17 protein-coding genes, 1 tRNA gene and 1 pseudogene are annotated in these 18737 nt (G+C 47.6%); 14 read left to right on the top strand and 5 right to left on the bottom strand.

Annotated features, from left to right (window positions below; all coding sequences use genetic code 11):
• The first annotated feature begins 173 nt into the window (after positions 1–173).
• Positions 174–434: an adhesin gene (locus IC229_RS14695; protein WP_190887747.1), complete on the top strand. Its 261-nt coding sequence runs from the start codon at positions 174–176 to the stop codon at positions 432–434.
• An 86-nt stretch (positions 435–520) separates the two neighbouring features.
• A complete protein-coding gene (locus tag IC229_RS14690; protein WP_190887746.1) occupies positions 521–697 on the top strand; it encodes a hypothetical protein in 177 nt (58 codons plus the stop codon).
• Between the two features lie 35 nt (positions 698–732).
• On the opposite strand, the gene IC229_RS14685 is transcribed toward IC229_RS14690, so the two are convergent.
• The gene (locus tag IC229_RS14685; RefSeq protein WP_190887745.1) at positions 733–2049 is read right to left on the bottom strand and encodes an isochorismate synthase; all 1317 of its coding nucleotides are present in this window, start codon (positions 2047–2049) and stop codon (positions 733–735) included.
• A gap of 181 nt (positions 2050–2230) precedes the next feature.
• Here IC229_RS14685 and corA point away from each other — a divergent pair, with 181 nt between their 5' ends.
• The 9 genes from corA to IC229_RS14640 all read left to right on the top strand — a co-directional run bounded on the left by corA (position 2231) and on the right by IC229_RS14640 (position 10743).
• Entirely contained in the window at positions 2231–3181 is a 951-nt protein-coding gene (gene corA / locus IC229_RS14680) for a magnesium/cobalt transporter CorA (protein WP_190887744.1), read from the top strand.
• Positions 3182–3239: 58 nt separating this feature from the next.
• Positions 3240–4088 (top strand): mechanosensitive ion channel family protein, encoded by an 849-nt coding sequence (locus IC229_RS14675; RefSeq protein ID WP_317171575.1) that lies wholly within the window; start codon positions 3240–3242, stop codon positions 4086–4088.
• Positions 4089–4266: 178 nt separating this feature from the next.
• Positions 4267–5610: a DUF6600 domain-containing protein gene (locus IC229_RS14670; protein ID WP_190887743.1), complete on the top strand. Its 1344-nt coding sequence runs from the start codon at positions 4267–4269 to the stop codon at positions 5608–5610.
• A gap of 79 nt (positions 5611–5689) precedes the next feature.
• Entirely contained in the window at positions 5690–6451 is a 762-nt protein-coding gene (truA, locus tag IC229_RS14665; RefSeq protein WP_190887742.1) for a tRNA pseudouridine(38-40) synthase TruA, read from the top strand.
• Between the two features lie 203 nt (positions 6452–6654).
• A complete protein-coding gene (locus IC229_RS14660; RefSeq protein ID WP_190887741.1) occupies positions 6655–7536 on the top strand; it encodes a cell division protein FtsX in 882 nt (293 codons plus the stop codon).
• A gap of 107 nt (positions 7537–7643) precedes the next feature.
• Entirely contained in the window at positions 7644–7988 is a 345-nt protein-coding gene (locus tag IC229_RS14655) for a DUF3098 domain-containing protein (RefSeq protein ID WP_190887740.1), read from the top strand.
• Positions 7989–8058: 70 nt separating this feature from the next.
• Positions 8059–8904, top strand: coding sequence for an undecaprenyl-diphosphate phosphatase (locus IC229_RS14650; RefSeq protein WP_190887739.1), 846 nt, complete (start codon positions 8059–8061; stop codon positions 8902–8904).
• Between the two features lie 84 nt (positions 8905–8988).
• Positions 8989–9711: a tRNA pseudouridine(55) synthase TruB gene (gene truB, locus IC229_RS14645; RefSeq protein WP_190887738.1), complete on the top strand. Its 723-nt coding sequence runs from the start codon at positions 8989–8991 to the stop codon at positions 9709–9711.
• A 60-nt stretch (positions 9712–9771) separates the two neighbouring features.
• The gene (locus IC229_RS14640) at positions 9772–10743 is read left to right on the top strand and encodes a bifunctional riboflavin kinase/FAD synthetase (RefSeq protein ID WP_190887737.1); all 972 of its coding nucleotides are present in this window, start codon (positions 9772–9774) and stop codon (positions 10741–10743) included.
• On the opposite strand, the gene IC229_RS14635 is transcribed toward IC229_RS14640, so the two are convergent.
• Positions 10740–11999 carry a BaiN/RdsA family NAD(P)/FAD-dependent oxidoreductase gene (locus IC229_RS14635; RefSeq protein WP_190887736.1) on the bottom strand — a complete coding sequence of 420 codons (1260 nt, stop codon included), beginning with the start codon at positions 11997–11999 and terminating at the stop codon, positions 10740–10742. The genes IC229_RS14640 and IC229_RS14635 overlap by 4 nt on opposite strands.
• 80 nt (positions 12000–12079) lie before the next feature.
• Here IC229_RS14635 and IC229_RS14630 point away from each other — a divergent pair, with 80 nt between their 5' ends.
• The gene (locus tag IC229_RS14630; RefSeq protein ID WP_190887735.1) at positions 12080–13138 is read left to right on the top strand and encodes a DNA/RNA non-specific endonuclease; all 1059 of its coding nucleotides are present in this window, start codon (positions 12080–12082) and stop codon (positions 13136–13138) included.
• Positions 13139–13197: 59 nt separating this feature from the next.
• Here IC229_RS14630 and IC229_RS14625 read toward each other — a convergent pair whose 3' ends face one another.
• Positions 13198–14460 carry an asparagine synthetase B gene (locus IC229_RS14625; RefSeq protein WP_190887734.1) on the bottom strand — a complete coding sequence of 421 codons (1263 nt, stop codon included), beginning with the start codon at positions 14458–14460 and terminating at the stop codon, positions 13198–13200.
• A 161-nt stretch (positions 14461–14621) separates the two neighbouring features.
• Here IC229_RS14625 and IC229_RS14620 point away from each other — a divergent pair, with 161 nt between their 5' ends.
• Entirely contained in the window at positions 14622–15860 is a 1239-nt protein-coding gene (locus IC229_RS14620; RefSeq protein WP_190887733.1) for an ABC transporter permease, read from the top strand.
• Positions 15861–15987: 127 nt separating this feature from the next.
• Positions 15988–16074 (top strand) — tRNA-Leu (locus IC229_RS14615).
• Between the two features lie 739 nt (positions 16075–16813).
• On the opposite strand, the pseudogene IC229_RS36120 reads toward IC229_RS14615, so the two are convergent.
• Positions 16814–17584, bottom strand: a pseudogene (locus IC229_RS36120) (recombinase family protein); the annotation flags it as partial.
• Between the two features lie 192 nt (positions 17585–17776).
• Positions 17777–18667, bottom strand: a complete 891-nt coding sequence (locus IC229_RS14605; RefSeq protein ID WP_190887732.1) for a hypothetical protein — start codon at positions 18665–18667, stop codon at positions 17777–17779.
• Between the last annotated feature and the right edge of the window lie 70 nt (positions 18668–18737).

Here is an 18737-nt window from a genome sequence, read left to right as displayed (position 1 = left end):
GGATAGAATGGCTGGTAATAGGAGTGATGACGTACTGTTGCCAAGATTGTAACACATAAAATTTACAAGGGTTTGCGTTTTAAAACATTTATTGAATAAGTTTGGGGCAGGCAAAACCTTCGGGGAAAGAGCCGCGTTATGACGAGTGAACTAACTTTTATCCTTAAATACTCATGATTTACCAGCCAACGTTTGATCAGGATGAAGACGTGCTGATGTTGAACCCTGATCCAGATACCTTCGACGACGAGGAAGATGACTTCGCCGATGAAGATGCCGAATTTGATGAACTAGGTACGGGAGCCGGTAGTGGTTACGGCGCCGAAGATCTGGAAGATATCGATGACATCGAAGAAGAATTCGACGAAGACGATCTGGAAGATCTGGACGACGATGATATCGAAGACGATCTGGACGACGATAGCATGGAATAAGCGTGGCTTCATCCTGTCAATTCGCTACTAGAAAACGTTGGCAGCCTAAGCTGCCAACGTAGTATCAACGTTTTATGAGCAACACCATGACACAGCCTAACGAGCAACTTCCGACGGAGGAACCGCTGATAACAACCGAAAATGCAGAAGATGGTGGTACGGCCCCCGATTCTGAGACGCAGTCATCAGCAGCCAGCGAAGCAGGCGGACGTACCGATGAAGAAGGTTCCCGTGCCCCAAACGACCCTGCCGAGGGAGCGTAAAATTCAATGAGTAAATGACCGGGCCGGCGGCCCGGTCATTTACTCATTACTGATAATAGCGTCTGGCATTTCATGTCGGTTTCATGCCATTCGCGTTCGGGATTAGAATGTTCAGTAAGGCCGGCACCGGCGAAGAGCGTTGCCTGTTTGCCTTCGAGTTTCATACAGCGGATGTGTACAAAAATATGACTCGCCGGGCCAGACTGCTGGTCGTCGATGTTGACAGGACCCAGAAAACCACTGTAGAACTCGCGGTCGTGAGTTTCATGCCGTCGAATAAAATCAAAGGCTACATCGCGGGGCATACCACAAACGGCGGAAGTTGGATGCAACAGCCGGAGCATAACTGTGCCAAGCTGCGGGTAACGTACTGCCTGCGTATCGACGGTGAACGTAGTGCCGAGGTGCATCAGGTTTCCAGCAATAATACTTTTGGGCCCTTCCTCTAGGTATTCCCGCAACCGGATTTTCTTAAAGCATTCAATGATGTAGCGGCACACTAAGGCCTGCTCTTCAATTTCTTTCTGTGACCACATGGCCTCAGGTGGACGTTTCGCCGTGCCATCGGGATTAAATGCCGATTGCGTACCAGCCAGTGCCGCCGTCCGAAAAATTCCGTTTGCATCAACACTTACCAATCGTTCGGGCGTAGCACTAATCCATATCTGCCCTTTTTCGGGAATGGAAACGGCTGACACGAAGGCCGTTGGATACTGCTGACAAAGTTTATCGAATAACGTAATTGCGTTAGGAGCACTGGAAAACACCAACTGCTTCGTGCGTGACAGAACCACTTTTCGGAAATCACCCCGCTGCATGGCCGCTATGGCTTCCGCTACGTTACGTTCGTAGTTGGCTTGTGCATCCGGGTCATCAAGCAACGTAGCACGTACTGGCGATGTCGATTTGTCGGTATTCTGATGTATTCTAACGGCTTTCCAGAATTGCCGGGCTTGTTCGCTCACCTCCTCCCGTTGTCGGTTATGGTCAGAAACGAACATCGCATTTTCGTCAACAATAGCCTGAATATCAGCTCGTAGAAAAAGAGTTTGTGGCACGTAATCCGATGTGTCCAGATGTTCCGAGAGTTGGGCCTCTACCGGCGCATTTTTGGCAAGATTATCGAAAGGACTAATCAGAAAACCAGCGGGCAGTTCGTCTAAATCGGCTGATACGCGGGGTAATTTTTCATCGAACGAAACTAGTAGATGTTTTTCCTGCTGGTTGGGTAATCGCCACAAGGCGGCTGGAAATCCGGTGGTGAGTGCTGCGTCCCAAAGGTCAATGGCTTTGGGCTGATTTTCAGATGTATGGTTAAATGAAGTGCGATTTCTTAACGTATCAGACTGCATAGCGAATAACTGCCCGGACTAGGACAGCCTACCCGAATAACAGAATTTATACTGATTTTGTGCGCAGAATTGGAAAAAGGTTATTTGCCTGGGCCTGGTTCCGGGAAATGATTGTGCGGTACGTGGCAGTCCGACGGTTTTCTACGAACTTGCGGCCCGAAATTCAGTCCGTGCTACGTATATGATTCGAATCTTTCAGCAAGACGAAACCGCCGTCCGCAAAATCCGCGACATTGATTCGTTTTCCGATACCGAACGAACCCTTTGGGTGGATTTGCAAAATGCCAGCCCCGCCGAAATTAAGAGCGTTGAAGAAAAATTTGACGTCGATTTCCTGAGTCAGCAGGAACAATTGGAAATTGAAAGCTCATCGCGCTATATCGAAGAAGATGACTATCTGATTGCCAACTCCAACTTTCTGGTTCCTGATCCTGAGCATCGCTACGTAACGGTGCCGGTGAGTTTTATTCTGAAAGATGATACGTTATTTACGTATCGCAACGCCGACCTGAAATCCTTTGCCGATACAGTTAAACGTATCAAATCGCGCCGGGCGGTATTTAGCGATGGCGCGCAGATTCTTATCTCCATTTTTGAGTCAAGAATTGATTACGATGCCGATTTAGTTGAGCTGGTATCGGGTGAAATCAAGGCCATCAACCGCATGCTTGACCTCGACGCCAACCTCGACCGGGAAATGCTGCTTAGCATCAACGATTATCAGGAGTTAACTATGTCGATTCGGGAGAGCGCAGTTGATAAACAGCGCGTTATTTCGGCCATGATACGTTCCGATGGTTGGTTTAATGAGCAGGAGCAGCAACGGCTCCGAACTGTCATTAAAGACATCAGCTCGCTCATCGATCATACGAACTTCATTTTCGAACGGCTCGAATTTCTGCAAAACACCTACCTCGGTTTGATTGACCTGGAACAAAACCGAATTGTGAAAATTTTCACGGTCGTTTCGATTGTGTTGCTGCCTCCGACGCTCATCGCCAGCATCTACGGGATGAACTTCGATGCAATGCCCGAACTGCATTGGAAATATGGATACGTACTGGCGCTAATGCTAATGGTTTTTTCGGTTGTGGGAACACTCTGGTTTTTCCGGCGGAAGAAGTGGCTATAAAGTAAAAGAGCTGGTTGTTCGCTGACAATGAGTTACTTCTTCCGGTGTGTCGCGTCTGATGGGAAAGCTAACTCCCGATGCTATGGAACAGGCGCAGGCCCGACTCGAACTTTTTTATACCCAGGTCGTAACATTTCTGACACTTTATAGTGGCCGTGTGCTGCTGGCCGCGTTAACGCTTGTCGTCGGTTTGTGGGTCATTGGCTGGATAACTAAATTGCTGTCCTCCACCATGACCAAGCGCCATGTCGACCGCGATGTACAGCCATTTTTGTTATCGCTGGTGAACGGATTGCTTCGGGTTCTACTGTTGCTGAGTATTGCCAGCACACTCGGTGTGCAGACCACGTCATTTGTGGCGATTATTGGTGCGGCTGGTCTGGCGGTTGGGCTGGCTCTTCAGGGTAGTCTGGCTAACTTTGCCGGAGGGGTACTGATTTTGATCTTCAAACCTTTTCGCGTCAGCGATTTAATTAGTGCTCAGGGATTTACGGGACATGTTGAAGCCATTCGCATTTTTGATACAACGCTGTTAACCCTCGATAATAAGACGATTATCCTCCCCAACGGCACGCTGTCGACATCGCCCATTATGAACATCTCGACTAAAGGGGTAATTCGGGTCGATCAGGTGTATAACGTTGGTAGCCAGAATGATCTGGATGCGACCAAATCTGCCATTCTTAAAGTAGTTTCGACCTGCCCCTACGCCCTCAATAATCGGCAGCATGACGTATTGATTGCCAAATTGAATGCAAACTCCCGCGATTATGACGTACGAGTCTGGACAAAGAGCGATACGTATTGGGAAACGTATTATTATATGCTCGAAAACATAGCCCGGCAATTTGCCAAAGACGGTATCGAGGCACCCAAACCTAAGATGTTTATTACGAACGAGGCTTAGTAACGTAGCACGGACCGAACTTCAGCCTTGCCGAAAACAACATGTAACAGACATTTGAAAAGGTAGACGAGCAATTTTTCAGAAAAGACGATATTTATTGATTTGTCCGTTAAACGTTTGGCAGGTTTATAAATCTAAGGGTTGAGAGGGTGGAACCTGCACCTAATCGATTAACGTCATGACTATCCTGAAAACTATAAAACGGCTTGGTCTGGTTGTGTTGTTCCTGTCTGGAGCACTGTTTTCCCAGAAAACGTTGGCCCAACCAGGGGTAACGGTACCTCTTGAGTCGTTTTATGACGAATTAGCTCCTTATGGGCAATGGATGCAATATCCCGGTTACGGTGATGTGTGGCTTCCTAACGCAGGCCCTGATTTTCAGCCCTATGGCACTGGTGGTCACTGGGTTGTTACTGAGTACGGAAACACTTGGGTATCGGATTATGCTTGGGGATGGGCGCCGTTTCATTACGGCCGCTGGATTTACGACCCCGCCTACGGTGGCTGGCTTTGGGTTCCAGGTCAAGACTGGGGACCGGCCTGGGTTACGTGGCGTTCGGGTGGTGGCTATTATGGCTGGGCCCCGCTTGCTCCCGGCTGGGGCATTAATGTCAACATTAATATTCCGGCTCCCTATTGGACCTTTGTTCCGCAGATTTACATCACCAGCCCACGACTGTATAGTTATTGCGTGCCACGTCCGCAGATTGTGAATGTGTATCACAATACGACTTACATCAATAACTACTACCGGACCAATAACCGAGCATATGCGTATGGGCCGCCAAGGGGTGATATTGAGCGCGTTACCCGTAGTTCGGTGCCGGTTTACCGGGTTGACCATATGGATCGCCCCGGCCGCTCGGTGGTTGGCAATGGTTCCGTAGGTTTTTATCGTCCCGGTAACTCGTACAGCCGCGATTATGGACGTAACGACCGTTATAATAATCCTAACCCCCGGCCGAATTATGACGGCAGTACGGCTTACAACCGTGGTAATTTGGGAGACAATAATGTACCCAACCGGACGTACGAACGCTCGCCAATTGCGCCAAATCGGGGTTACAGCCGGGATGGGTCAAGTCGGGAATATAGTCAGCCTTTTTCGGGCGACCCAAGTGGTAACGTTGGAAACAGAACAGTGCCGAATATAAATAATACTGCTCCATCTCAACCAAACCGGTTTGAGTCGAGTAGGGGGCGGAGTTTTGCACCAGAAACTAACACCCCCCAAATTGATAATGGTCCGCGAGAAGCACCATCGGGAGGATGGAACTCACGTGGTTTTCAACAAGGGGGCGGATTCCAACGAAACCGGACATTCGAACGTAGTGAAAGTCAGCCCCAACCGCAGATGAACAGCCAGCCTAGCCAGCCAAGGCAAGGTGGACGTAGCGAAGCTTTCCAGCAACGGTCGCAGGAAGGGCAAGGTCAGGGTCAGCGGTTTCAGCAACGTAGCACGGAACAAGGTGGTCGGTCGCACGAAGGGTTTAATCCGGGCGGTCGGCGCGGACCTAGATAGATAACAGTCTCCGTTTGCAAAACAAACACCACACGCCCAATCAGGTGTGTGGTGTTTGTTTTGGTGGTACTTTTACCCGATGGTACGTTATTTTATTGAACTCTCGTATCGAGGAACGGCTTACCACGGCTGGCAGACACAGGCAAATGGCATCAGTATACAAACCACGCTCGAAGCGGCACTCACCCAGCGACTGGGCCGCCCCATCTACGTAGTGGGTAGTGGACGTACCGATTCGGGCGTTCATGCGAAACAGCAATTTGCTCATTTTGAGGTCGAAGAGCCAATAAATCAGTCCGAATCTTTCATTTATTCACTAAACTGTATCCTGCCCGAAGACATCGCCATTCACAGGATTTTCCCAGTTCAGGCAAACCATCACGCCCGATTTTCGGCTATTTACAGATACTATCAGTACTACGTTAGTCGGCAGAAAGATGCGTTCCAGAATGGCCTGACGTATCATTTTCGGCCTCACCTCAATCATGAAATCATGAATGAAGCCTGTAAGATGTTACGTCAATACACGGATTTTCAGAGCTTCAGTAAGGCGCGGGCCAACGTCAACCACTTTCACTGTCGAATCGATTTTACGTACTGGGAGCGCATAAACGACGATGACCTGACGTTTCATATCCAGGCCAATCGTTTTCTTTGGGGCATGGTACGTACCATTGTCGGTACGTTGCTCGAAATAGGGCAGGGGCGCATGAACCTTGAACAGTTTGAACAGATCATTTTAGCCAAAGACCGCAACGCAGCCGGCCGAGCCGCTCCCGCCAATGGCTTATACCTGGTGGAAGTGGGGTATCCGGCGGAAGTGATGGAGCATAGGGCATAAGGTTAGAGGCAGAGAATTAAGGGTTGGAGGCATGGGGTTGAGAAGGCAGTCAGATACTACGATGAATACCTATTTTGCATTCAACTTCTCAGCTAACCCGCTGTCCTTCGCCCCATGCCCTCTGACCTTTCACTTAAAATTTCTTAAATTGGACCGTTCACCGGTTGAAACCATTATTTTTGTCACATAACACGAACCCCTGAATGGCTCGTACAAAAAAGAAAGTTGGTACGTATCCCAGCGGCATGATTTTGTTTAGTCTGACGCTGGCTTTGTTTTTGATTGGTTTTTGTGCAGTACTGGCGCTTCATTCCAAGAAGCTCGTTACGTATATCCGCGAGAATTACGAAATACGAGCATTTCTGGATAAAGACTTGGGTAATAAGAAGATAAAAGACTTACAGGAAACCATTGGGAGTCGGCCTTATATTCTGCAAACCAATAGCGAACCGCAAATTAAATTAGTCACGAAGGAAGAGGCCGCCAAAGAGTTTATTGCCGAAACCAAAGAGGATTTTTCGAAGTTTCTGGGTGAAAACCCGTTGCACGACAGCTTCCGACTAAAACTCAACGAAGGGTATTTCGAAGAAGCCAAATTGCAGGAAGTAAAACAGGATTTAGAGCAGATTAACGGTGTGTTTGAGGTTGTTTATCAGGAAAATCTGGTAGACAGCATCAACAAAAACATTACGAAAATTTACGTCGTCATGTCGGCCTTTGCCATTATTCTGCTGATCATTATTGTTATCCTGATGAATAACACCATTCGCCTGGCTCTTCATTCGCAGCGGATGCTTATTCGGAGTATGCAACTGGTGGGCGCAACGAATGGATTCATAACCCGACCATTTCTGTTGCGGGGCATGTGGCAGGGTTTGCTGGCTGGCGTTATTGCAGTGGGAATGCTGTTGATTGGTCTTCAACTGGCCATTAGCAATTTGCCCGAACTGGCGATGTTTCAGGATGTTGAAAAGATTGCCATTCTGATGGCGGCTATTGTCGGACTTGGTGTTTTGATTGGCTTTCTGAGTACGTTTCAGGCTGTTAACCGTTATCTGGGTCTAACGCTGGATGAGCTTTATTAATGAATAATTTAAAATGAATAATGTAGAGCGTAGATGAATAAAATGGGTTTTTTGAAGGCCATTATTCATTAGACATTGTTCATTAGACATTCTAACTTAAGAAGAACATGGCAAAAGATAAGCAATATGGCTCGGCCACGCTGACGCGTGATGAACCCGCCAAGAAAACGGTGGCCGCTCCAGTGGCTACACCGAAATCGACTTCGACTCGCACAGCGACCGAAGCGACCCGCTCAACCGGTGCCACAGAGCTGCCGTTCAGTCGGCAGAATTACGTACTAATGCTGATCGGTATTGGTACTATTCTGGCTGGTTTCTTTATCATGAGTCTCGATAAAGAAGAATTTGGCTTTGGTTTTATGGGACTTACCCTCGGTCCGATAGTGGTGATGGGGGGCTTTGTTCTCGAATTTTTTGCCATACTTACCAAGCCTAAAAACGAATTGTTATAAAGTTGTATGGTTGTAAAGTTATAGGCCGGGTCTATAACTTTACAACCATACAACTTTATAACTCCTCTAGATGGATTTAATTCACGCGATTGCGCTGGCCATTATCGAAGGTCTGACTGAATTTTTGCCGGTTTCCTCTACCGGACACATGATTATCTACTCCTCACTGGCGGGTATCGCCGGTAATGAATTCACGAAATTATACACGGTCGACGTTCAGTTTGGCTGCATTCTATCGGTGCTGGTACTATACCATCGCCGTTTTCTGACTAATGCCCGTGCAGGTAATTTCGTAGTTCCAACTTATTTGAAATCCGTGCCAACTCATTTGCAGCCCATGGCCGATTTCTACAGTAAAATCCTGATTGCGTTTCTACCTGCTGCGATTATCGGATTTCTCCTCAACGACTTTATTGATTCACTGCTTGAGAACGTAGTAGTCGTGGCAATTTCATTGCTGGTTGGCGGTATTATCTTGGTTTTCATCGATATGATTGTGAACCGACAGCCAAAAGATGGCGATGTTACAGTGCCTGATGCGTTACGTATCGGTTTCTTCCAATGTATCGCTATGGTTCCGGGTGTTTCCCGATCGGCGGCTACCATTATTGGTGGTATGTTTCAGGGCTTAACGCGGGCGCAGTCGGCTGAGTTTTCGTTCTTTCTGGCCGTTCCGACGATGGCGGCTGCTTCAGGCTACAAACTCCTCAAAACCTATAAACTCCTTCAACCCGCCGATTATCAGACGCTTCTTATTGGTAACGTCATTGCCTTTATCGTCGGTATGCTGGCGATACGTGGTTTTGTCGGATTTCTGAATCGCTATGGCTTCAAAGTGTTTGGCTACTACCGAATTGCTGTTGGCCTCCTATTGCTGGGCCTGATGGCGGCCGGAGTTAAGTTAGACGTTTTATAAAAAGGTATAACACAGCGATACGCAGAGAAGCACAAAGTTGCGCTGAGAGTCTCTGTGTATCTTTGTGCTTCTCTGCGTATCGCTGTGACACAACAAAATTCACCTGACCCCGGTCAACTCATTCTTATCGATAAGCCACTTACCTGGACATCTTTCGACGTAGCGAATAAGCTGAAGTACGCCTGTAAATTTAAAAAAATTGGTCACGCCGGTACGCTCGACCCACTAGCTACGGGTCTGCTGATTCTTTGCACCGGTAAAATGACCAAGCAGATTGACCAGTATCAGGCGCAGGAAAAAGAATATACCGGTACGTTGGTTCTTGGAAAAACGACTCCTTCCGTAGACCTCGAAACCGCTTTTGATGCAGAGTTTGATACGTCGGACGTAATGGTTGGGCAAATCCAGGAAGCCGCTCGGCAACTAACCGGCGATATCTTGCAGGTGCCCCCCATTTATTCGGCGGTACGTGTCAATGGCGAACGACTTTACGAAAAAGCCCGGCGTGGTGAAACCGCCGACCGGGTTGAGGGCGGTATCAAAGCCCGGCAGGTTAACGTATCGGTGTTCGAGGTTAATGCGAGCAGGTTTCCTGAAGTAGATTTTCGCATTGTTTGTTCCAAAGGCACCTATATTCGCAGTCTGGTGCGCGACTTGGGTTTATTGCTCAATAATGGAGCTTATATGAGTTCACTACGTCGGACACGTATCGGCGAGTTTCATATTGAACAGGCGCATACCCTTGATGAATTTATTGAACTGTGCCGGGAGAATAGTCGCCAATCCTCAGTCGATAGTCAGCAGTGAAAAATACTACGTATTGCGACTTTTAACTATCGACTAAGACTCCTGGCTGTCGACTAAAAAATGATTATTTATAGAAGTCTGAACGATATTCAGCCGTTAACGAATGCCGTGGTAACCAGCGGTACGTTCGACGGAGTCCATCTAGGGCATCAAACGATTTTAGCCCGATTAACGGAAGTTGCCAAAGCCAGCAATGGCGAATCAGTGCTCATTACGTACTGGCCACACCCACGTACCGTGGTATCGAACGATAGTCAGAATCTGAAACTACTAACCACGCTCGACGAAAAAATCGAACTTATTGATCAGGCTGGCGTCGATAATCTGCTTATTATTCCGTTTACGCGCTCGTTCTCGCAACTCACTTCCGAGGAGTACATCCGTCAGATTTTGCTGGATAAAATCGGTACCAAAAAGCTCGTCATTGGCTACGATCATCGTTTCGGGCGAGACCGCGAAGGTGGCTTCGAATACATTCGGGCACACCAGCAGGAATACGGGTTTGAAGTGGAAGAAATACCACGACAAGACGTAGAAGCTGTCGGTGTAAGCTCTTCTAAAATTCGGGCTGCGCTCAGTCAGGGAAATGTAACGATAGCGAATCGCTTTTTGGGACGCCCGTATACATTAACTGGTACCATCGTAAAAGGACGCCAACTTGGACGTACCATTGGTTTCCCAACGGCTAATATGCAGGTTGATGATACATCCAAACTGGTGCCGGCCAATGGGGTTTATGCCGTTGAGGTTGAATATGCTGGACAGACGCTAGGAGGGATGCTCAACATTGGATTTCGGCCAACAGTTGCCGGTGTCAATCAGACCATCGAAACCTACATTTTTGATTTCGACAAAGACATCTACGGCGAACACATGACGCTGAAATTCAAGGAGTTTTTACGCCCCGAACAAAAATTCGATGGTCTAACGGCACTTGTAGCCCAACTGAAGCTCGACGAAGAAACGGCGAGGGGTGTGTTAGAAATTTCGTCATCAGTCGATAGGCAACAGTCGTTAGATAAAAACAACTAGCGGCTATTGACTGCCGACTCTACCCCCATATTCTTCCCCGCTACGTATCCGGTAGTCCAGGCGCTTTGGAAGTTGAAGCCGCCAGTAATGCCATCGACATTTAGCACTTCGCCTGCGAAAAATAAGCCGGGTTGGGCTTTGCTTTCCAGCGTTTGTGGGTGTAGACTGTCGAAGGAAATACCTCCGCAGGTAACGAATTCATCCTTGAATGTACTTTTACCTACCACCTGAAACTGACTGTTGGTAAGTCGCTCGATCAGCCGGTTCAGAGGTTTGGCGGGTAGGTCGGCCCAGCGTTGCGTTTCGGTGATTTCTACGTCAGTAATCAGTGCCTGCCAGAGCCGCGAAGGTAGCCCAAACGGATTTTGAGAGCTTACCTGCCGCTTACCATTCTGCTGCCGAAAATCCTGTAATACGTTACGTAACTGATTATCGTTCAACGTAGGAGTCCAATTGATACGTAGCGTGAATCGGTAGTCCAGAGTGGCTAGATCGCGAGCAGCCCATGCTGATAGACGTAGCACCACTGGACCGCTGAATCCCCAATGAGTAAGGAGCAATGGGCCGCGTTGCTCCTGTTTCGTACCCACTACGTATACGGCAGCATCAGTTACCGAAACACCTGCTAAGGAAAGCAAAGGGCTATCTGGTACGTTGAACGTAAACAGCGAAGGGACCGGCGAAATAAGAGCTTCATTCTGTTCAGGCATCCATGCGTACGAAGTTGGCTGCGGATAGCCACCTGTCGCAATCAGAACACGGTTTGCTGTAATAGTCTCGTCGTTATTTAGTGCTACGTTCCATTTTGTGTCTCCGTTACGTTCCGTTGAATAGGAGAGGGACGTAACGCCCGCGCTTGTTTGGATACGAATGCCCAGCTGACGGGCTCTGGTCAATAAACAATCGACAATGGTATCGGACGTATTGGTGCTGGGAAACATGCGCCCATCGGCTTCGGTTTTTAACGTAACGCCCCTTTCTTCAAACCAACGTACCGTAGCGGTCGCATCGAACTGGTTGAGCAGGGAACGTAGCGGTTTTTCGCCCCGAGGATAGTGTTTGACCAGTTGCCGATTGTCGAAACAGGCGTGCGTTACGTTGCAGCGTCCTCCACCGGAAATACGTACTTTATTCAGTACAGTACGTGATTTTTCAAGAATAGTGATGGTCGCATCGGGGAAATTTTCGGCGGCCGTAATGGCTCCAAAAAATCCGGCGGCTCCACCACCAATAACTACGAGATGCAGCGATGACATAGGTTTTGAACAGGGGAGAGCTTTTCCGGGTTCCAAGTTTTCGCGCCAGCCAATCTGGAACTTTATTTTACCTTTGTTGTATGCTCCTCAAACCGCAATTTTCGCCTAAAAACTACCATCGCCGGGGCTTCCGGTTACGCGGCAATACGCTCGTACTCCTGTTTGTCTTTTTCCTGATTGGTTTATTTCTGCATTACGGTGGAAAAACCAAGCCGGTAGTGGCGTTCTGGAATGATGTTCGGGAAATTGTTGGTTTGGGAAAATCGAAGTCGGCGCCGGGCGATAACCCGTATAAAGCGCCTGAACCGCAGGATAACTCATCGGGAAAGAAGAATGACGAAACGGAAAGTGAAGCATCGGACGAGAGCGTGGCCAGCGATAATAATGGCGGTAAATCGTCGGGAAATTCACCCAAAAACGACAGGTTTGATTTTGAGAAACAGGTTGATTTCCTCTTGCCGCTGGTGAAGTCGGGTGATGAAATTATCCGGCATGAAGGGTACACGCTACGTTATGTGGACCAATATAAAGATGCTTCCTGGGTTGCCTACCCACTGCTGGACTATGAAACAAAAGGCGATGCTGATCGCAAATTCGAGCAGTTTAAACCCGACCCGGCCGTAGCGAACGGTACGGCTGTTACGTCTGATTATACGCGTTCTGGTTACGACAGAGGGCATCTGGCACCCGCTGCTGATTTCAAGTTTTCGCAACGTATCATGCGCGAAACGTTTTTTATGAGCAACATTACGCCCCAGGTCCCCGATTTCAACCGGGGCATCTGGAGCGATCTGGAGAATCAGGTACGTTCCTGGGCCAGACGTGATCATGGATTATACGTAGTGACCGGACCGGTTTTGAAACCCGGTTTGGCAACTATCGGCAAGACCAACGAAGTAAGTGTACCGGAGAAATTTTATAAAGTGCTGTTGTACTGCAACAAACCGCAAATCCGGATGATTGGCTTTCTGCTGGATAATGAAGGATCAGATAAATCGATTCGGGAGTTTGTGGTTTCGGTCGATCTCATCGAACAGCTAACGGGTCTCGACTTCTTCCCAAAAATTCCCGATGATCTTGAGCGACAACTTGAAAGCCGCAGTCGTGGCGAAATGGTAGACGCCTGGTTTGATAACTGACCACTATAAAGGCGTTTTTGTCAAACGCCTGCATACCAACGTAACACGTTGGCTAACCACTACGTCTTTTGTTTCTTCTTTTTCGCGGCTGGGAAAAGTATGTTATTCAAAATCAGGCGATAGCCTGCTGAATTTGGATGCAAATTGAGATCGGTTGGTTCTTCACCGATTTCGTGCCGATAATCTTCGGGGTCGTGACCGCCGTAGAACGTAAAAAAGCCCCGGCCATAGGGCGAGTGAATGTAACGCGCTTCGCTCACCGACCGATTTTCAGCCATAATAACCACTTCAGGTTTAATGAGATTTTTCTTAAACGCAGTTGTCTGCCCCATAAATCCTTTGATGACATTCAGGTGATTCTGCGTCAGCATGGTTGGAATGGGATCGTACTTGGCCGAAAATTGAAACAGGGTAAAATAGTCATTGTGCTCGCTCAAGCCGCGTTCTTCGGGCTGGTTGTCGATATTGGAGAATTCAATCAGGTACGGATTCGTGTAAACCTGGAAATTTCGGAAGGCAAACGTTTGACTAAAATCCAGTTTACTATTTGCATTTGGATCGGCAGGGTCGCCATCGTAAAAACTATCGACAATATCGGTGTTTTGTGAAGCCAGCGCGATGTCGTACGTATCGGTGGCATTGCACATAGCGAACAGATAGCCACCGCCAAGCACAAATTCACGAATTTTCTGAGAAACGGCCCGCTTCAGTTGGGGCACTTTGTTGAAGCCGTATTTATGCGCGATGGTTTCTGCTTCGCGCTTCTGAGCAATGTACCAGGGCTGGTCTTTAAAGTGGAAAAACTTACCGTATTGCCCGGTAAAATCTTCGTGATGCAAATGCAGCCAATCGTATTCAGGCAGTTTCCCATTCATTACTTCCTCATCGAACACGATGTCGTAAGGGATTTCGGCGTAAGTCATCACCATCGTGACGGCATCATCCCAGGGCTGTTTTGTTTTTGGGGAATAAACGGCTACTTTGGGTGGTTTCTGGAGTTTTACCGCATCCATATTGGCATCAGCTGCGGCAATTTCCGATAAAATCTGGGCTGATTGTGCATCAGAAATGACTTCATAACTAACACCACGTATCACCATCTCGTTGATGAATGCCTGGGTTTGTGGTAACAAAAACGACCCGCCCCGGTAATTAAGCAACCAGTCGATTTCGGTATCATGCACTTTCAGCACCCAGAACGCAATGCCGTACGCCTTCAGGTGATTCTTCTGGGCATCGTCCATAGGAATCAGAATTTTAGAAGCCCAGACCTGATGTGTCAGGCTGAGAATTAGTATAAGCGGTAACAGCAGCCGTTTCATTGGTTTTCCGAATAAGAATGCTTGTGGTAGTTTTGCTATAACGAAATATACGCAAATATTGTGCGAGAATAAAGAGTGAAAGAGCGAATGAGTGAAAGAGCGAAAAAAGTTCGCGTTAGCCTTTCGCTCTTTCACTCATTCGCTCTTTCACTCTTTGAAACATGAACCTCATCGAAAACATACGGGAAGGGTTACGTTCGATTGCGGGCAATCAATTACGTACTATTCTCACATCACTGATTATTGCCATCGGTATTACGTCGCTGGTAGGTATTCTGACAGCCATCGACGGAATTCAGAATTCTGTAAACAGCAGTTTTGAGGGGCTGGGAGCTAATACGTTTAGTATTGTGGCCCGCCAGGATGCTTTCCGGCGGGGTGGGCGTGTTCAGCGTCAGGATGCACCTATCGATTATTTTGATGCTGTGCAATTCAAACGGCGATTCCCGTACGGGGCTACCATCACCGTATCATCGGCGGTAAGTGGTGCAGCTCAGGCCAAATTCGGGTCGAAGAAAACAAATCCGAACGTATTACTAATCGGGGGCGACGATGCGTATCTGGCCGTTAAAGGATTTACCCTTCAGAGCGGACGTAACCTGATAACGAACGACCTGAGCTCCGCACGGAACGTAGCGATTATCGGGAGTGAAATTGCCAATACGTTGTTTGAGAAAAAAATCAATCCCCTCAATCAGGCAATTCGGGTGTCGGGTACGCAATATATTGTTGTGGGTGTACTGGCTAAAAAAGGCGGTTTTGCGGGTGGTGGTGAAGATCGTATGATTCTAATTCCGCTTGATAATGCCCGCGCACTAGCTGGTAATCAGAAACTAACCTTCGATATTACCGCATCTGTTCCCAGCGTGTCGAGTCAGGACGAAGCGGTTGGCGAGGCACGTGGCGTAATGCGGTTGATACGTCGGGACCCGCTCGGCCAGCCTGATTCATTTGAAATTGAACGGGCCGACGATCTGGCTAGGGAAACTGAAGATATTACCGGTTATCTGCGCATTGGTGGTTTCGGGATCGGTTTCATTACGTTGCTGGGGGCGTCTATCGCCTTACTTAATATCATGTTGGTGTCTGTTACAGAACGAACCCGTGAGATTGGCATTCGAAAATCGTTAGGTGCTACTCCGAAGCGTATTCGGGAGCAATTTCTGATTGAAGCCATTGTTATTTGCCTACTAGGTGGAGTAGGAGGTATTCTGCTAGGGCTGGGCGTCGGTAATCTGATTTCGTCATTAATAAGTGAGGGGAAAGGGAATTTTATTGTGCCCTGGGCGTGGATGGGGCTGGGCCTGCTGGTTTGTGTAACTGTTGGATTGTTTGCGGGTATTTACCCCGCCGTTCGCGCATCTAAACTCGACCCTATCGAAGCGCTACGTTACGAATAATGAAAGTGGGAGTGATTAAGGGGTTCGTAGGAAAATTTATACATTAATCATTGTACATTATTCATTAACCCTTACTTTTGCACCCACGTTTGACAAACGCATCTCTGGCAACGGAGACGATTCTGTCGCCGGGATGGCGGAATCGGTAGACGCGATGGTCTCAAACACCATTGTCTGTAAGGACATGCCGGTTCGAGTCCGGCTCCCGGTACCAAAGCGGGCTGACTACATGAATCTGTAGCCAGCCCTTCTTTTTTGTCTACGCTTTGCTCTGAAGATGAGCACATTAACTCAATAAAGTAGTTCGTTTCCGTGGTTCGATAATTTCCATCTTCATAAATCAACTTTCCTGGGAATATCGAACCGACTATCTTCTGTTGTACAGCTAACGACGATTGTGCATAATATTTAGGTAAGTTTCCCAGTAAGGTACAGCCATATGACAGGTACTCTGTGAAACTGTCTTCCTGAATTTCCAGCATCCGTAGCGAGTCGGTCAACAGCGATAGTTCAGCATTGTAGGCCCCTCTTTTCTGAACGTAGGTGTCTCCGTCGATAAGGTCATCGACATATTTGTCGGTCAAGGTTGAAAGCCGTTGCTTTATCTGCTCAATTTGCCTTTCCAGCTTATTAATTTCTACTTCTTTCTTTCCTAAATCGGTTCCGAATTTATCCTGTAGGATGAGGTGATACAATTCGATTAGCTCTGTCGGCGGAGTAATACCGTTGAGGAATTTGACGAAATCACGATTAGCAGTGTCAGCTCGAAATCGCTCCTTACAGCCATGTTGGCAGTGGTAATAGTAGTGGCGATCGCCATTACGACTCCGTGAAGCACTACCGGTCAGCTTACTACCACAGCATTTGCATTGCAAAAAGCCACGTAACTCCAATTCTTCCCGACGGGTAGCACTTACTGAAATTTGCTTTCGTTTCTTTCCATGTAGAATGTCCTGGACCCGCTGATACAGTTCTCCGCTGATTAACGGCTCGTGGATGCCTTGAATGATCTCTTCCGGCTGATCTTTCCAAGCTTCAAGCTTGAAATGGCCAGCGTAGAATGGGTTTTCAAGCATTGCTAGAAAGTTTGTTTTGCCACAAGCTAGTCCTTTCTTGCGCATCATTAGCCGCACCTCTTCGGCTGCATACATCCCCATTCCATATAACTCGAAAGCTTCCACCACCAACGGTGCGACTGCTTCATTGATCACAATCGCTTTGTTAGCCGAATCATTCTTGTAGCCAATAGGGGCTCTCCACACCCAACGTCCTTCACGAGCTGCCTGACGCATCCCTGACTTGGTGTTTAAACTGCGTCGTTCGTTGTCTACCTGGGGTAGCAGCATGTTCAGCATAAACGGAATCAGTGCCTCAGGTGAATTCAGGTCGGTATGATTCTCCAATGTCTGAAACTTTACGCCATACGATGTAAGTGTCTGGAGCATGTTCCAGCTTTCCATCATGTTCCGTGAGAAGCGGTCTGGACGTACACAGAGAAACAAATCTGGTTTTATCGCCTTTGCCTTCAATTCGCTCAAGAATTGCTGGAACGCAGGCCGATTGAAGTTCTTTGCTGAGTGGTCATCCTGATAATGGCGGATAATTTCAATGCCATTTTGCTGGCAGTATTTACGCAGTCGCGCTTCCTGGTCCTGAAGGCTGAATCCATTCTCCTTTTGATCGTCGGTCGAGACCCTGGTATATATGATCGCTTTGTTTGTCATCGTGTATGCTGTTATTCTGTTGGTTTACTTTAAATTGTTGGTACTCTATTTCAACCAGTTGCATCAGTGTCTGGCGTACTAACTCTACTTGGCCATCAGTCAGCTCTAGCCCGTTTTGGGTGAGGACATGACGACACATCGTTATACTTATCATCTATTGGTTGGTTTTATAGTAAGCGAATGAAACCCAATTCAATCAGGCGCATCATCTGAATTCGAAAAAGTACTGGTTGTGCCATCTATGATATAAGTCATCTTTTTGTATCCCCCAAGAACTATGTAATTAGCTAGCTGTCTGGCCGTTTCCTTCGTGACACCCTGTGTGATGGGTAAGCTTTCGGACTGTCCATCCTCATCTTCGATGGTCAGCTGAACAACAACTGCGTTCATAGCTTGAACTCCATTTGGGGTCGACGCGTCAGGAACAGGTTTAAGGTGCTCGACTAAAGTGGCTTCTGGTTTGTTTAATAGTCTCCTCCAAATCAAATGTTTACCGGACAGTATTTGGCTAGCCACGAAGTCCACAAAAATGTCCGAAAACGCAATTTGAACAAATGAGTCTGAGTCAACGAGCTCAGCCATTTCAGAAGAGGCAATTACTTCCCCATCACGCCATAATTGGCAAATACCTTCCTTCACAATCCGAAGTTGATACTGGCTTCTAATCGTAAAACTGTCGACCACAATGGCCAAGAGTGCCTGATAAGCCACTTGTTTCTTAATATCACCAAATTCATCCATCGGCTCTTGATTCATGTCGATGGGCGCTTTTGCTAAACACTCAATAATCTTGTCTACGTTATCCTTTTGAGTAGCCGCCCGTTTTGAGATGCTCTTTTTGGCTACCCCTAAATCGCTCATAAAAAGAAGGACCTTGATCCAGACGTAATCCAGAAATGTGAATTTCGCCCACGTATTGGCTTTGGGAGGCTTGAGTAAATTGCCTTCTTCATTCCATCGGTTGATGTTACGGGATTCAAATCCCACCTCCGTAATCGCGCTTAGTAAATATTCTTCTGTCTTAAGCACCAGTCTAAGTGAAGTCGCCTTTTGGGCCGTATTTTGGTTGGCGTTTGTATTCATCGTAGTAATTCATGGGGGTAAATTTTCCTATTTGTTGATACAAAGTTACGAAAATATCTTGATATATGAA

The organism is Spirosoma profusum (assembly GCF_014699005.1).
GTDB lineage: Bacteria > Bacteroidota > Bacteroidia > Cytophagales > Spirosomataceae > Spirosoma > Spirosoma profusum.
Note: the sequence above shows the minus strand (reverse complement) of the source record. Positions and strands in the feature narration are given on the sequence as shown.

Coding starts and splice junctions, on each gene's coding strand:
- IC229_RS14695 (WP_190887747.1), top strand. CDS start 174: ATGATTTACCAGCCAACGTTTGATCAGGATGAAGACGTGCTGATGTTG.
- IC229_RS14690 (WP_190887746.1), top strand. CDS start 521: ATGACACAGCCTAACGAGCAACTTCCGACGGAGGAACCGCTGATAACA.
- IC229_RS14685 (WP_190887745.1), bottom strand. CDS start 2,049: ATGCAGTCTGATACGTTAAGAAATCGCACTTCATTTAACCATACATCT.
- corA (WP_190887744.1), top strand. CDS start 2,231: ATGATTCGAATCTTTCAGCAAGACGAAACCGCCGTCCGCAAAATCCGC.
- IC229_RS14675 (WP_317171575.1), top strand. CDS start 3,240: ATGGGAAAGCTAACTCCCGATGCTATGGAACAGGCGCAGGCCCGACTC.
- IC229_RS14670 (WP_190887743.1), top strand. CDS start 4,267: ATGACTATCCTGAAAACTATAAAACGGCTTGGTCTGGTTGTGTTGTTC.
- truA (WP_190887742.1), top strand. CDS start 5,690: ATGGTACGTTATTTTATTGAACTCTCGTATCGAGGAACGGCTTACCAC.
- IC229_RS14660 (WP_190887741.1), top strand. CDS start 6,655: ATGGCTCGTACAAAAAAGAAAGTTGGTACGTATCCCAGCGGCATGATT.
- IC229_RS14655 (WP_190887740.1), top strand. CDS start 7,644: ATGGCAAAAGATAAGCAATATGGCTCGGCCACGCTGACGCGTGATGAA.
- IC229_RS14650 (WP_190887739.1), top strand. CDS start 8,059: ATGGATTTAATTCACGCGATTGCGCTGGCCATTATCGAAGGTCTGACT.
- IC229_RS14640 (WP_190887737.1), top strand. CDS start 9,772: ATGATTATTTATAGAAGTCTGAACGATATTCAGCCGTTAACGAATGCC.
- IC229_RS14635 (WP_190887736.1), bottom strand. CDS start 11,999: ATGTCATCGCTGCATCTCGTAGTTATTGGTGGTGGAGCCGCCGGATTT.
- IC229_RS14630 (WP_190887735.1), top strand. CDS start 12,080: ATGCTCCTCAAACCGCAATTTTCGCCTAAAAACTACCATCGCCGGGGC.
- IC229_RS14625 (WP_190887734.1), bottom strand. CDS start 14,460: ATGAAACGGCTGCTGTTACCGCTTATACTAATTCTCAGCCTGACACAT.
- IC229_RS14620 (WP_190887733.1), top strand. CDS start 14,622: ATGAACCTCATCGAAAACATACGGGAAGGGTTACGTTCGATTGCGGGC.
- IC229_RS14605 (WP_190887732.1), bottom strand. CDS start 18,667: ATGAATACAAACGCCAACCAAAATACGGCCCAAAAGGCGACTTCACTT.